This window comes from Streptomyces sp. NRRL F-5122, assembly GCF_001507435.1.
Taxonomy (GTDB): domain Bacteria; phylum Actinomycetota; class Actinomycetes; order Streptomycetales; family Streptomycetaceae; genus Streptomyces; species Streptomyces lannensis.
This window is the reverse complement of record NZ_LMWH01000266.1, coordinates 226,039-239,508: the sequence shown is the minus strand read 5'-3', so window position 1 is coordinate 239,508 and position 13,470 is coordinate 226,039. Positions and strand designations below refer to the sequence as shown.

Genomic DNA, 13,470 nt, shown 5'->3' with positions numbered 1-13,470 from the left:
TGACGAGGCCGCGTCGTTGCGGCCGAGGTGGCTGGAAGTCAACTCGGCCACACGTGCGACGTCAAGAAGTAAATCCTTAACGAGATGGCAACGGTGCCATCCGTTCTCTAAGTGAAGGCAGGGGTTACCGCGGGAAGCGACCCATCCAAAAGGGTCGAATCGCCCATCTCGCTGAGGGCCAGAGCGAGCGCCCCGAGCACCTCGGCACGGCCTCCGAGAGCACCCGGCAACACCGAGAGCTGGCGTGCGGCGCTGGGGATCGCGTACCGCCCGACCGACTCCCTGATGGGCCCGAGAACCAGCTCACCGGCCTCGGCGAGATCGCCGCCGAGCACCACTCGGCTCGGGTTCAGCAGATTGCAGAGATTGGCGACTCCGCTGCCGATGTGACGCCCGACGTCGGCGACCACCCGACGGCAGCCCGGATCTCCGTCGCGCGCCAGCCTGACCACGCCCTCCATGGTCAGATCGGAGCCGTGGCTGGGCTGGAGCAGCGGCAGCACGTACCGCGCCGCCGCGAACGTCTCCAGGCAGCCGCGGTTGCCGCAGCGGCAGACCGGCCCGGACTCGTCGAGGGTGATGTGCCCGATCTCCCCGGCCGTGCCGCCGGGCCCGCGGTAGATCGTGCCGTCGATCACAAGGCCGGCGCCGACACCGCTCGCGACCTTGATGTACGCCAGGTCCTTGACCCCTCTGCCGCTGCCCCAGACGAGCTCTCCGAGGGCGCCGAGGTTGGCGTCGTTGTCCACGTGCACCGGCACGCCGAGCCGCCCCCGCAGCTCCTCGGCGGGCTTGGCGCCGGTCCAGCCCGGCAGGATGGCGGTGGAGCCGAGCGTGCCCGACTCCACGTCGATGGGGCCCGGCACGCCGAGGCCCACTCCCGCGATCTTGGCCCGGTCCACCCCGGTCGCCTCGATCAGCCTGCTGACCAGCCGTTCCGCCCGGTCGAAGCCCTGGTCGGCGGAGGCGTCCACATCGAGGGGCTCGGCCTCCTCGGCGAGCACCTGGTGGGCGAGGTTTCCGATCGCGACGCGCAAATGCGTGTGCCCGAAGTCGACGCCGATGACGATGCCGGCGTCACCGCTGAGGGAGACGCTGCGGGCCCTGCGACCGCCCGACGACGTGGGCGTGACCTCGACGGTTCCGCCGTCCTTGAGTTCCCGAACGATGTTGGAGACCGTTGCCGCGGACAGACCCGTCGTCCTCGCGATCTCCGCCTGCGTGAGGGATCCTGCCAGCCGCACGGCACGCACGACCCGCTCCAGGTTGGCCCGGTGCAGCGATGACTGCGACCCCGGAGTCTCCACGACGACCTCCTGAGCACGGGGCCGCCTCGATGAGGCCCCGCCTATGTCCAACTAGTGAACTCTAAGCTGAGCCGTTCGGGTTGCCTCCCGTCAAGAGGTTGAACTACATCCGGGTCTGTGGACGCGCACGGATCCGATCCTCAAACACGCGTACGGATCTTCGGGGCACGCATGCCGACGCCGCCCCCGGGGTGGGGGCGGCGTCGGCCGAGCGAAGGCCTCGGACTACTTCAGGGCGCCGGCCGTGAGGCCCTGCACCACCTGCCGCTGGAAGATGATGTAGGCCGCGAGCACGGGCAGCATGGCCATGACCAGACCGGCGAAGAGACCGGACCAGTCGCCCTTGTATCCCTGACTGACGGCCAGCTGCACGAGCCCCTGGGTGAGGACGTGCTTGTCCGGGTCGGTGTTGAGCACCGTCGGCAGCATGTACTGGTTCCACTGCCCGAGGAAGTTGAAGATCCCCACACTGATCAGCCCGGGTTTGGCCATCGGCAGCATGATCTGGAAAAAGGTCCGGCTGTGCGAGGCACCGTCCACGAACGCGGCTTCCGCGACCGAGGTCGGCAGGGTCCGGAAGAACGCGGTCAGGAAGAACACCGTGAACGGCAGGGAGTAGGCGATGTAGACCAGGATGAGCCCGTGAATCGTGTTCAGCAGTCCCATGTTGTTCACGACGTAGAACAGCGGGACCAGGGCCAGCATGATCGGGAAACTCATGCCGCCGATGAACAGGAAGTAGATGAAGCGGTTTCCCGGAAAATCGAATCTGGCCAGCACATACGCCGCCATCGAACCGAGCACCAGGGTGCCGATGAGCGAACCTCCCACCACAAGGATGGTGTTGAGGAAGTAGTCGCTCATGTTGGCATCGGTCCAGGCCCGCGCCCAGTTGTCGAAATGCAGTTTGTCCGGCAGTGCCCAGGGCGAGCCGAAAATGGAGCTGTCGTCCTTGAAGGACGTCATCACCGCCCACAGCAGCGGCATGACCACCATGATGGCCCAGAGGACGAGGATCCCGTGCGAGAAGGCATTGAGGACGGTTCCCTCCTTCTTCTCCCTGGGCGCCGTCCCGCGCGTAGTGCCGATCTCGGCGACGGGAAGACCGGACTCGGCCGGCACGGGGGCGGAGGTGTCAGTCGTCTTCATGTGATCAGAACTCCAGCCGCTCGCGTCGGCCCAGCCGCATCACGACGGCCGCGAAGGCGAGCGTGACGACGAGCAGGGCCACACCGATGGTCGTGGCGTATGCGGCCTGACCGTCCCGGAAGGCCTTCTGGTAGACGTACAGGACCATGACCGTCGTCGAGTAGTCGGGACCGCCCGGTCCTGTGGTCATGATCTGTACGACCGCGAACGACTCGGCGCCGAGGGCGAGGATGCCCATGTACACCCAGCCGGACTGCACGGTGTCCCAGAGCAACGGCAGGGTGATCCGGAAGAACGTGGCGATCCGGTCGGCGCCGTCCAGCAGCGCGGCCTCGTACAGATCCGTCGGTATCGACGCCATACCCGCGGAGAACAGCACCACGAAGAAGCCGACCGTCGACCAGACGAGCACCGCCATGACGCACCACAGGGCGAGACTCGGGTCGCCCAGCCACAGCGGTTGCAGGCTGTCGAGTCCGATCCCGCGCAGCAGCGAGTTGATCGCGCCGCTGTCCGGGTTGTACGCGAAGGCGAACAGCAAGGACACGATCGCGATCGACAGCACCTGCGGGAAGAAGTAGACGATCTTGTAGAACGACGAGCCGCGGACACCGGAGATCACCGGGCCGCCCCTCCGGCGCCGCCCGCCCACATTGATCATGAAGGCGAAGAACAGCGCCAGGGTGAGCGTCACCAGCGGCAGCACCAAGGCGAACAGCAGGCTGTGCTGCAACGACTTCCAGAAGATCTCGTCATGGAGCATCCTCTTGTAGTTGTCGAAGCCCACCATCTTGAATTCGGGGCTCAGGCCGGTCCAGTCCGTGAACGAGTAGTAGATGGACTGGATGAACGGCCAGACGACGAAAAGCCCGTACAGCCCCAGGGGAACCGCCAGGAACCCCACGATGAACCGGTACTTGCCGTGCTGCATTGCTACCGACCCCGTTCTCTGGGCGGGTGTTGCCGCTGGTGACGGACCCTCACTGGTGCTTGTAGTGCTTGATCGACGAGTCCTTCGCCGCCTCGTCGGCGAAGCCCTGGATCTTCTGGATGGCCTCGGCGGGGGTGAGACGGCCGGCCATCATCTCGCCCAGGCCGGACACGCCGATCTTCTCCTTCTGCAGCTGCACGTACCAGTCCTGGAGACGCGGGTTCACGACGTTGTCGCCGGCCTTCTCCAGCGCCGCGACACCGGACTTCAGACCCGGGGTGAGGGTGATGCCGTCGGTGCCGCCGTTGTACGCGGTCAGGGACTTCACCTTGGCGGTGAAGTTCTTCGACGAGGCCTCGCTGAGCATGATGCGCAGCTGCTCCATGCCGCCCGCGGCGTTCTTCGCCTTGGCCGGGACGATGAAGGGCTCGCCGCCGGAGGCCCAGATGGTGCCGAACGGCATCTTGTCGGAGCTGTCGAGGCCGGTGGGGGCGGAGACCGCGAGGTTGAAGTCGCTGGGGATCACGTTCGCGGACTCGTTCTCGACCCAGGAGCCGTTCGGGATGAACAGCGCCTTGCCCTTGGCCCAGGCGGTCTGCGACTGGATGTGGTCGAGGCCGGGCGTCCCCTTGAGGACGTAACCCTTCTTGTAGAGCTCGTAGTAGGCCTCGAAGCAGGCCTTGACCGCCGGGTGCTTCCAGGCGTTGGGCTCCAGGTTGTCGATGGCGTCCAGGACCTCGCGGCCACCGACCTTGCCGATCATCGGGTACAGCGAGAAGGGGAGGTAGTACGGGTACTTGCCCGCGTACGTCCAGCCCGCCATGCCCTTCTTCTTGGCCTTCTCGCAGACCTTGAGCATCGCGTCCCAGGTCTCCGGGTACTGCTCGTCGAGCGAGTCGAGGGCCTTCTGCGAGTACCAGACGCCGTACACCGTGTAGGCGTAGTACAGGATCCAGACCGGCTTGCCGTCGAACTGGCCCATTTCCACGATGCCCGGACGCAGGGTGTCGCGGACCTTCTTGGAGGGGTCGTCGTACGACGCGGCGTCCAGCAGCGGGGTCAGGTCGGCGAGCTGGCTCTTGCCGACGAGGACGCCCATGTCCATCTGCTCGGCGCCGGAGTTGTCGATGAGGTCGGGCGGCGTGCCCTGGTTGAAGCGGGGCTGCAGGGTGGACTGGATCTTCTGGGTGGCGGAGAACTTGACCTTGGCCTTCGGGAAGTCCTTCTCGTAGATCTTGACCGCGTCCTCGGCGTACTCCTTGCCGAAGCCGCCGTCGAACAACACGAATTCCATCTGCGCCGTGTCATTGACGGCGAGCGGGTTCTTCTCGGTCTTCTTGCCCGATTTGGCCTTCCCCTGATCGTCGCCGCCGCCACTGGCGCAGGCGGAAAGGAAGCTCATCGCGGGGACGGAGATCAGACCGAGCGCAGCGGACCGCTTGATCAGATCACGGCGTCCGACGCCTGCGGTGGTGGAGTTCTCGCCGGAAGTGGATCCCATGCTCAAGTCCTCGCCTTCTCCAGGACTCAGGCGGTGAACCGGATCCTTACCGGCACCGCGGTGATGGTGAAGCTGGGGTCGTGCACGAGGGATTCAGTGGGGCGCACGGCAGTTGTTGATTCCCGAAACAGTTCGCCGCCTCCCATTCCCCCGGTCGTGCCTGCCCACAGCCGTCGGACCGCAGAAGACGGCTGCTCCGGACGCCGACAGGTATAGTCCACTTCCCGCCAACTGGGCAAGATCGAATGCAAGGTTGACTCTTTGCTTTTCCGAGTTGAGACCTCTCGGAAATACGGGATGCCCGTGCGCTTCCAGAACGGCATATCCGCCGCATTGAGCCCGAATGCCACACTCAACACCTTGACATCACTGGCTACTTGGCCACCTACTGGTTCCTCGCGCAGCGGAGTAGACAACGTTGTCCAATTTCACAGCGCAGGGAGGGTGCTCGCGTATGCAGCACAGATCTCGGCACAGATGGGCCCCGACGGCGGTCGTCGGGGCGGCCGCCCTGGCATTGCTCGTAGGGGCACAGGGCGCCTCGGTGGCCCTGCCCGCCCGGGCGGGGAGCGCCGACCGGGAGTTCGCCTCGTCGTTCGAAACGGACGATCCGGCGCCGACATGGCTCAACACCGTCGACACGGCGGCGGACGGTTCGAAACGGGCGTCCGGCGTGGACGGTGCGTATGCGACGGGTATTCCGGGCAATGTCACCGATGAGGTCACCGACGTCCGGGCCAGCGCCGAGAACTCGGGCTCCGGTGAGGTCAAGGAGAACCTGATCGACGGCGAACCGAGCACCAAGTGGCTCACGTTCGCGCCGACGGGCTGGGTGGAGTTCGACTTCGACGCCCCGGTCAAGGTGGTGACGTACGCGCTCACGTCGGCCAACGACGCCGCGGAACGGGACCCGGCGGACTGGACCCTTCAGGGCTCCACGGACGGCAAGGACTGGAAGACCCTGGACACCCGGACCGGCGTGTCCTTCGACGAGCGGTTCAGGACGACGTCGTTCGATCTCGCCGCACCGGCCGAGTACCAGCACTTCCGGCTCGACTTCACCAGGAACCACGGGGCCGACATCCTCCAGCTCGCCGATGTGCAGTTCTCCACGGGCGACACCACCGATCCCACGCCCAAGGACATGCGCACGCTGGTGGACCGCGGCCCGATCGGCTCCCCCACCGCCAAGGCGGGCATGGGCTTCACGGGCAGCCGGGCGCTGCGCTACGCGGGGACGCACACGGCGGACGGCCGTGGGTACTCGTACAACAAGGTCTTCGACGTGAACGTGGCCGTCCAGCGGGACACCCGGTTGTCGTACCGCATCTTCCCGTCGATGGCGGACGGGGACCGCGACTACGACGCCACGAACGTCTCCGTCGACCTGGCCTTCACCGACGGAACCTATCTGAGCGGCCTCGGCGCGCTCGACCAGCACGGCCTCCCGCTCACCCCCCAGGGGCAGGGCGCGGCCAAGGTCCTGTATGTGAACCAGTGGAACAACGTGGTCGCGCGGATCGGCTCGGTCGCGGCCGGCAAGACCGTGGACCGGATTCTGGTCGCCTACGACTCGCCCAAGGGACCGGCGAAGTTCCGGGGCTGGCTGGACGACGTCTCGCTGAAGACGACCCCACCGGACAAGCCCAAGGCGCATCTGTCCGACTACGCGCTGACGACCCGCGGCACCAACTCCAGCGGCGGCTTCTCCCGCGGCAACAACTTCCCCGCGACGGCCGTGCCGCACGGTTTCAATTTCTGGACGCCGGTGACCAACGCGGGCTCGCTGAGCTGGCTGTACGACTACGCCCGGGCCAACAACGACGACAATCTGCCCACCGTCGAGGCGTTCAGCGCGAGCCATGAGCCCAGCCCCTGGATGGGTGACCGGCAGACGTTCCAGGTGATGCCGTCGGCCGCGTCCGGCACGCCGGACACCGGCCGGGAGGCACGGGCGCTGGCGTTCCGGCACGAGAGGGAGACCGCGCGCCCCTACTACTACGGGGTGACCTTCGAGAACGGCCTGAAGGCGGAGATGACGCCGACGGACCACGCGGCCGTACTGCGGTTCACCTACCCCGGTGACGACGCGAGCGTGATCTTCGACAACGTGACCGAGCAGGCCGGGCTGACCCTGGACAAGGACAAGGGGATCGTCACCGGCTTCTCGGACGTGAAGTCCGGCCTGTCGACGGGTGCCACACGGCTGTTCGTATACGGCGTGTTCGACGCGCCCGTGACGGACGGCGCGTCCTCGGGAGTGAAGGGGTACCTGCGCTTCAAGCCGGGCGCCGACCACACGGTGACCCTCCGTCTCGCCACCTCGCTCATCAGCGTGGACCAGGCCGAGGACAATCTGAGCCAGGAGGTCCCCGACGGATCCTCGTTCGAGGACGTGAAGGCACGCGCCCAGAAGGCCTGGGACGAACTGCTCGGCAGGGTCGAGGTCGAGGGGGCCACGACCGACCAGCTGACGACGCTGTACTCCTCGATGTACCGGCTGTACCTGTACCCCAACTCCGGTTTCGAGAAGGTGGGTTCGACGAATCAGTACGCGTCCCCCTTCTCCCCGATGACGGGTCAGGACACCCCAACCCACACCGGGGCGAAGATCGTCGACGGCAAGGTGTACGTCAACAACGGTTTCTGGGACACCTACCGGACGACATGGCCGGCGTACTCGTTCTTCACGCCGAAGCAGGCCGGTGAACTGGTCGACGGATTCGTGCAGCAGTACAAGGACGGCGGCTGGACCTCCCGGTGGTCCTCGCCCGGCTACGCGGACCTGATGACGGGCACCTCCTCGGACGTGGCGTTCGCGGACGCCTATGCGAAGGGCGTGAACTTCGACGCGGGGGCTGCCTACGACGCGGCGGTGAAGAACGCCACGGTCACGCCTCCGTCGTCCGGGGTGGGCCGCAAGGGCATGGCGACCTCTCCGTTCCTCGGCTACACGAGCACCGCCACCGGTGAGGGCCTGTCGTGGGCGATGGAGGGCTACGTCAACGACTACGGCATCGCGAAGATGGGCCAGGCGCTCTACGAGAAGACCCACAAGAAGCGCTACAAGGAGGAGTCGGCGTACTTCCTCAACCGCGCCCAGGACTACGTCGACCTCTTCGACACGAAGGCCGGCTTCTTCCAGGGCCGTGACGCGCAGGGCAACTGGCGGGTGGACTCCGCGAAGTACGACCCGCGGGTGTGGGGCTACGACTACACGGAGACGAACGGCTGGGGCTACGCCTTCACGGCGCCGCAGGACAGCCGGGGCCTGGCCAACCTGTACGGCGGCCGTGCCGGGCTGGCGGACAAGCTCGACGAGTACTTCGCGACGCCCGAGACGGCGTCACCGGAGTTCGTGGGCTCCTACGGCGGTGTCATCCACGAGATGACGGAGGCGCGCGACGTCCGGATGGGCATGTACGGGCACTCCAACCAGGTCGCCCACCATGTGATCTACATGTACGACGCGGCGGGCGAACCGTGGAAGGCGCAGGCGAAGGCCCGTGAGGTCCTCTCCCGCCTGTACACCGGCAGCGAGATCGGCCAGGGGTACCACGGCGACGAGGACAACGGCGAGCAGTCGGCCTGGTACGTGTTCTCGGCGCTTGGCTTCTACCCGCTGGTGATGGGCAGCGGCGAGTACGCCATCGGGTCTCCGCTGTTCACCAAGGCGACGGTGCACCTGGAGAACGGCAAGGACCTGGTGATCAGGGCACCGAAGAACAGCAGCCGCAATGTGTACGTCCAGGGCGTGAAGGTGAACGGCAAGGCGTGGACGTCGACGTCGCTGCCGCACAGCCTGCTGGCCAAGGGCGGGGTGCTGGACTTCGACATGGGTGCCCGGCCGTCTTCCTGGGGCACCGGGAAGACGGCGGCGCCGGTGTCGATCACCCAGGACGACAAGGTCCCCTCGCCCCGTGCGGACGTGATCAAGGGTGACGGAGCGCTCTTCGACAACACCTCGGCGACGGAGGGCACCGTGACGAGCGTGGACCTTCCCGTCACGGAGTCCGCCAAGGCGGTGCAGTACACCCTGACATCCCCGGCGGACCACACGAAGGCGCCCACGGACTGGACCCTTCAGGCGTCCAGGAACGGCACGCAGTGGACCACGCTCGACCGGCGCTCGGGCGAATCCTTCGCATGGGACCGGCAGACGAGGGCGTTCTCGATCCCGGACACCGGCTCCTACACGCACTACCGCCTGGTCCTGAGCGGTCAGGCGACCCTGGCGGAGGTGGAGTTGCTGGCCTGACGGCCCGACCCACCGCACACGGGACAGGGCGGGCGTGGAGTTTCCTCCGCGCCCGCCCTTCTGCGCCCGGCAGGTGCGCGGACGGGCGCCGCCGAATCAGCCTTGCGGGTGAACAACCTTGACATCGTTGTCCATTGGGGCGATACAGTCATGTACAGACCAGTCGGACAACGTTGTCGCCATCAGGGCGCACACCAGCCACGCATCACCTGGTCCGGCTCCCTCCCCCGGGCCGGCCCGGCTCGCGGACCGGGTGGCTCACACACCGGCCACCCGGTCCGCCCGGAGTGCCCCACCGCGCCTGCCGCGCGGACGTGCCCGACGGGCGATCGCGGAAGCCTCATCAACTCCTGACGCGCCGCTCCCTCGTGCGGGACCCGGCCGCGGTCACCCCATTGCCCCCTCGCCTGCGTCGGGACGACGGTGCGGCGGCAACCCGAGTCCGTCCGAAGCCGCCCGGCGTCACTCGTGGGAGCGGTGTTCGCCGCTCCAGGGGGCGCACAGGGCAACCGGAGTGCTCCCCTGGTCATCTACCTGTACGAGCGCGGTGAACTGGGAGAGGGCAAGCTGTGCACGGTTCCGCTACGGACGGTGGCCGCAGAGCGGGCACCGCCGTTTCCTGGTGGGCGGCCGCGGTGGCGAACCTCCTGATCGGACTTGCCGCCATCCTCCCGGGCGTGTGCCTGCGGTGGCTGCTGACCAGATACGCGCTGATCTCATGCACCGGCGGGTTCGGCTGCGTCAAGGTTTCGCCGGACCAGGCGGTCGGGATGACGCTGGGCGCGGTGCTGGGCGGCGCCTTCGTCCTCGGCATGATCCTGGTGGTGGACGTCCTGATGCCGTGGCAGGAGGGCAGGCCGCTCAACCTGTGGCTCGGCATGTCGACCCTGGTCCCCGCGCCGTTCGCGATCGCCCAGGCCGCGGGATGGATCTAGAGCAGGGGATCGGACCGGGACCGCGCAGGGCTCCGCTTTCCCCCGCCGTAACGGCGCAGGGCCGCAACCCCGTTGCCGGAGTTGCGGCCCGATGACCTTGCCGGTCCGCCTACTTGCGGATCAGGTTGCGCAGCACGTACTGCATGATGCCGCCGTTGCGGTAGTAGTCGGCCTCACCGGGGGTGTCGATGCGGACGACCGCGTCGAACTCGACACCGGTGTCGGTGGTGACCTTGACCGTACGCGGCGTGGTGCCGTCGTTCAGCTCGGTGACACCCGCGATGGAGAAGGTCTCCTCGCCGGTCAGACCGAGGGACTCGGCGCTCTGGCCCTCCGGGAACTGGAGCGGCAGGACGCCCATGCCGATGAGGTTCGAGCGGTGGATGCGCTCGTAGGACTCGGCGACGACGGCCTTCACGCCGAGCAGCGCGGTGCCCTTGGCGGCCCAGTCGCGGGACGAACCGGAACCGTACTCCTTGCCGGCCAGGACGACCAGCGGAATGCCCTGCTCGATGTAGTTGCGCGAGGCGTCGTAGATGAACGACACCGGCGCGTCGGCCTGGGTGAAGTCGCGGGTGTAGCCGCCCTCGGTGCCCGGCGCGATCTGGTTGCGCAGGCGGATGTTGGCGAACGTGCCGCGGATCATGACCTCGTGGTTGCCGCGGCGCGAGCCGTAGCTGTTGAAGTCACGGCGCTCCACACCGTGCCCGATGAGGTACTTGCCCGCCGGGGTGTCGGCCTTGATCGCACCGGCCGGGGAGATGTGGTCGGTGGTGACCGAGTCGCCCAGCTTCGCGAGGACACGGGCACCGGCGATGTCGGTGACCGGGGCCGGCTCCATCTGCATGCCCTCGAAGTACGGGGGCTTGCGGACGTAGGTCGACTCCGCGTCCCACTCGAAGGTGTTGCCGGTGGGGATCGGCAGCGACTGCCACTGGGCGTCACCGGCGAAGACGTCCTGGTAGGACTTGTTGAACATGTCCTCGCCGATGGCGTTGGCCACGACGTCGTTGACCTCGGCCTCGGACGGCCAGATGTCCGCGAGGTGGACCGGGTTGCCGTCCTGGTCGGTGCCGAGGGCGTCCTTGGTGATGTCCACCTTCATGGAGCCCGCGAGGGCGTACGCGACGACCAGCGGCGGGGACGCCAGGTAGTTCATCTTGACGTCGGGGTTGATCCGGCCCTCGAAGTTGCGGTTGCCGGACAGCACCGCGGTGACCGCGAGGTCGTGGTCGTTGACGGCCTTGGAGACCTCCTCCGGCAGCGGGCCGGAGTTGCCGATGCAGGTGGTGCAGCCGTAACCGACCAGGTTGAAGCCGACCTTGTCGAGGTACGGGGTCAGACCCGCCTTGTCGAAGTAGTCGGTGACGACCTTCGAGCCCGGGGCGAGGGTGGTCTTGACCCACGGCTTGCGGGTCAGGCCCTTCTCGACCGCCTTCTTCGCCACCAGGGCGGCGGCGACCATGACGTACGGGTTCGAGGTGTTGGTGCAGGAGGTGATGGCCGCGACCGTCACCGCACCGTGGTCGAGGGTGTAGGTCGTGCCGTCGGGGGCGGTGACCGGGACCGGATTGGACGGGACGCCGTTGGAGGAGGCCGGGGCGTCGGAGGCCGGGAAGGACTCCTTGCCCGCCTCGTCGGCGGTGTCGACGTAGTTGCGGACGTCGACCTTGAACTGCTCGGCGGCGCCCGCCAGGACGATACGGTCCTGCGGACGCTTCGGGCCGGCGATGGAGGGAACGACGGTGGACAGGTCCAGCTCGAGCTTCTCGGAGAAGTCCGGCTCGGCCTTCGGGTCCAGCCAGAGGCCCTGCTCCTTGGCGTAGGCCTCGACGAGCGCGACCTGCTGGTCGGAACGGCCGGTCAGGCGCAGGTAGCTCAGCGTCTCGTCGTCGATCGGGAAGATCGCGGCGGTGGAACCGAACTCCGGCGACATGTTGCCGATGGTGGCGCGGTTGGCGAGGGAGGTGGCGGCCACGCCCTCGCCGTAGAACTCGACGAACTTGCCGACGACACCGTGCTTGCGCAGCATCTCGGTGATCGTGAGCACCAGGTCGGTGGCGGTGGTGCCGGGCTGCAGCTCACCGGTGAGCTTGAAGCCCACAACGCGCGGGATGAGCATGGAGACCGGCTGGCCGAGCATCGCGGCCTCGGCCTCGATGCCGCCGACGCCCCAGCCGAGGACGCCGAGGCCGTTGACCATGGTGGTGTGCGAGTCGGTGCCGACGAGGGTGTCGGGGTACGCCTGGCCACCGCGGACCATGACCGTGCGGGCCAGGTGCTCGATGTTCACCTGGTGGACGATGCCGGTGCCCGGCGGGACGACCTTGAACTCGTCGAAGGCGGTCTGGCCCCAGCGCAGGAACTGGTAGCGCTCCTTGTTGCGGCCGTACTCCAGCTCGACGTTCTGCTTGAAGGCGTCGTTCGTGCCGAACTTGTCGGCGATGACGGAGTGGTCGATGACCAGCTCGGCCGGGGCCAGCGGGTTGATCTTCGCCGGGTCGCCGCCGAGCTCCTTGACGGCCTCACGCATGGTGGCGAGGTCGACGACACACGGAACGCCGGTGAAGTCCTGCATGATCACGCGGGCCGGCGTGAACTGGATCTCCTGCGACGGCTGGGCCTGGGAGTCCCAGTTGCCGAGGGCGCGAATGTGGTCGGCGGTGATGTTCGCGCCGTCCTCGGTGCGGAGCAGGTTCTCCAGCAGGACCTTGAGGCTGTACGGCAGGCGGGCCGCGCCCTCCACCTTGTCCAGCCGGAAGATCTCGTACGACTCGTCGCCCACCTGCAGCGTGCTGCGGGCGTCGAAGCTGTTCGCCGACACGACAGTCTCCTTCATTGATGTGCGCGTACCACCGCATCCTGCCGCCACGACGGCCTGGCCGATCCGCTAAGGTAAGGCTAAGTTAGGTAACCCTTACCAAGCCCGGGGCTGCGGTGCGCCTCGGCAGATATCTCGATGTCGAGATAACTCTAGTACATGGGGACGGGATGGTCATGCCCGGCCCGGCCCGATCCCGCCACCGCGCCCCGCGGCGCGCCCGCACGGCCGCGCGCCACCGGCCGACCGAGGACACCCTTTGGCCATGCCCGGCGAGCACTCCGCCGCGGTGTCATCAATGCGCGGAGCCGGGGTATGCGACGTGAACCGGCAATCGAAGGGAGACGTCGCATGCCCCTCACGTTCCGCAAGAGTTTCCGGATCCTGCCCGGGGTGCGTCTGAACATCAACAAGCGCTCGTGGTCCATCACCACGGGCGGGAAGCACGGCCCGCGCCATACGCGCAGCAGTTCGGGACGTCGCACGACATCCATGGATCTGCCCGGTCCTTTCGGATGGCGTCGCACCCGTTCCACCAAGGGTCACTGACGGTCACTCACCCGAACAG

General features: G+C 67.3%; 9 protein-coding genes. 3 read left to right on the top strand and 6 right to left on the bottom strand.

What is annotated here, in order from left to right:
* Window positions 1–107: 107 nt before the first annotated feature.
* The 5 genes from ADL25_RS36570 to ADL25_RS49360 form a co-directional block, all read right to left on the bottom strand.
* Window positions 108–1,307: an ROK family transcriptional regulator gene (locus ADL25_RS36570; protein WP_059132204.1), complete on the bottom strand. Its 1,200-nt coding sequence runs from the start codon at window positions 1,305–1,307 to the stop codon at window positions 108–110.
* A 225-nt stretch (window positions 1,308–1,532) separates the two neighbouring features.
* Window positions 1,533–2,456 carry a carbohydrate ABC transporter permease gene (locus ADL25_RS36565; protein ID WP_059132203.1) on the bottom strand — a complete coding sequence of 308 codons (924 nt, stop codon included), beginning with the start codon at window positions 2,454–2,456 and terminating at the stop codon, window positions 1,533–1,535.
* Window positions 2,457–2,460: 4 nt separating this feature from the next.
* Window positions 2,461–3,387, bottom strand: a complete 927-nt coding sequence (locus ADL25_RS36560; RefSeq protein ID WP_059132202.1) for a carbohydrate ABC transporter permease — start codon at window positions 3,385–3,387, stop codon at window positions 2,461–2,463.
* Between the two features lie 49 nt (window positions 3,388–3,436).
* Window positions 3,437–4,888 carry an N-acetylglucosamine/diacetylchitobiose ABC transporter substrate-binding protein gene (gene ngcE / locus ADL25_RS36555; protein ID WP_059132201.1) on the bottom strand — a complete coding sequence of 484 codons (1,452 nt, stop codon included), beginning with the start codon at window positions 4,886–4,888 and terminating at the stop codon, window positions 3,437–3,439.
* A 26-nt stretch (window positions 4,889–4,914) separates the two neighbouring features.
* Window positions 4,915–5,238, bottom strand: a complete 324-nt coding sequence (locus ADL25_RS49360) for a hypothetical protein (RefSeq protein WP_159045080.1) — start codon at window positions 5,236–5,238, stop codon at window positions 4,915–4,917.
* A gap of 104 nt (window positions 5,239–5,342) precedes the next feature.
* Between ADL25_RS49360 and ADL25_RS36550 the strand changes: the two genes are divergently transcribed.
* Both ADL25_RS36550 and ADL25_RS36545 read left to right on the top strand, forming a co-directional pair.
* Window positions 5,343–9,146 (top strand): GH92 family glycosyl hydrolase, encoded by a 3,804-nt coding sequence (locus ADL25_RS36550; protein WP_199839269.1) that lies wholly within the window; start codon window positions 5,343–5,345, stop codon window positions 9,144–9,146.
* A gap of 569 nt (window positions 9,147–9,715) precedes the next feature.
* Window positions 9,716–10,081: a hypothetical protein gene (locus ADL25_RS36545; protein WP_115976520.1), complete on the top strand. Its 366-nt coding sequence runs from the start codon at window positions 9,716–9,718 to the stop codon at window positions 10,079–10,081.
* Between the two features lie 109 nt (window positions 10,082–10,190).
* On the opposite strand, the gene acnA is transcribed toward ADL25_RS36545, so the two are convergent.
* Entirely contained in the window at window positions 10,191–12,905 is a 2,715-nt protein-coding gene (acnA, locus tag ADL25_RS36540) for an aconitate hydratase AcnA (RefSeq protein ID WP_059132273.1), read from the bottom strand.
* Window positions 12,906–13,253: 348 nt separating this feature from the next.
* Here acnA and ADL25_RS36535 point away from each other — a divergent pair, with 348 nt between their 5' ends.
* Window positions 13,254–13,451, top strand: a complete 198-nt coding sequence (locus ADL25_RS36535; RefSeq protein WP_059132199.1) for a DUF4236 domain-containing protein — start codon at window positions 13,254–13,256, stop codon at window positions 13,449–13,451.
* Window positions 13,452–13,470 lie beyond the last annotated feature (19 nt).

Bases quoted from the DNA above. Each gene is read 5' to 3' on its own strand.
- ADL25_RS36565 (WP_059132203.1), bottom strand. From the start codon at position 2,456: ATGAAGACGACTGACACCTCCGCCCCCGTGCCGGCCGAGTCCGGTCTT.
- ADL25_RS36560 (WP_059132202.1), bottom strand. From the start codon at position 3,387: ATGCAGCACGGCAAGTACCGGTTCATCGTGGGGTTCCTGGCGGTTCCC.
- ngcE (WP_059132201.1), bottom strand. From the start codon at position 4,888: ATGGGATCCACTTCCGGCGAGAACTCCACCACCGCAGGCGTCGGACGC.
- ADL25_RS36550 (WP_199839269.1), top strand. From the start codon at position 5,343: ATGCAGCACAGATCTCGGCACAGATGGGCCCCGACGGCGGTCGTCGGG.
- ADL25_RS36535 (WP_059132199.1), top strand. From the start codon at position 13,254: ATGCCCCTCACGTTCCGCAAGAGTTTCCGGATCCTGCCCGGGGTGCGT.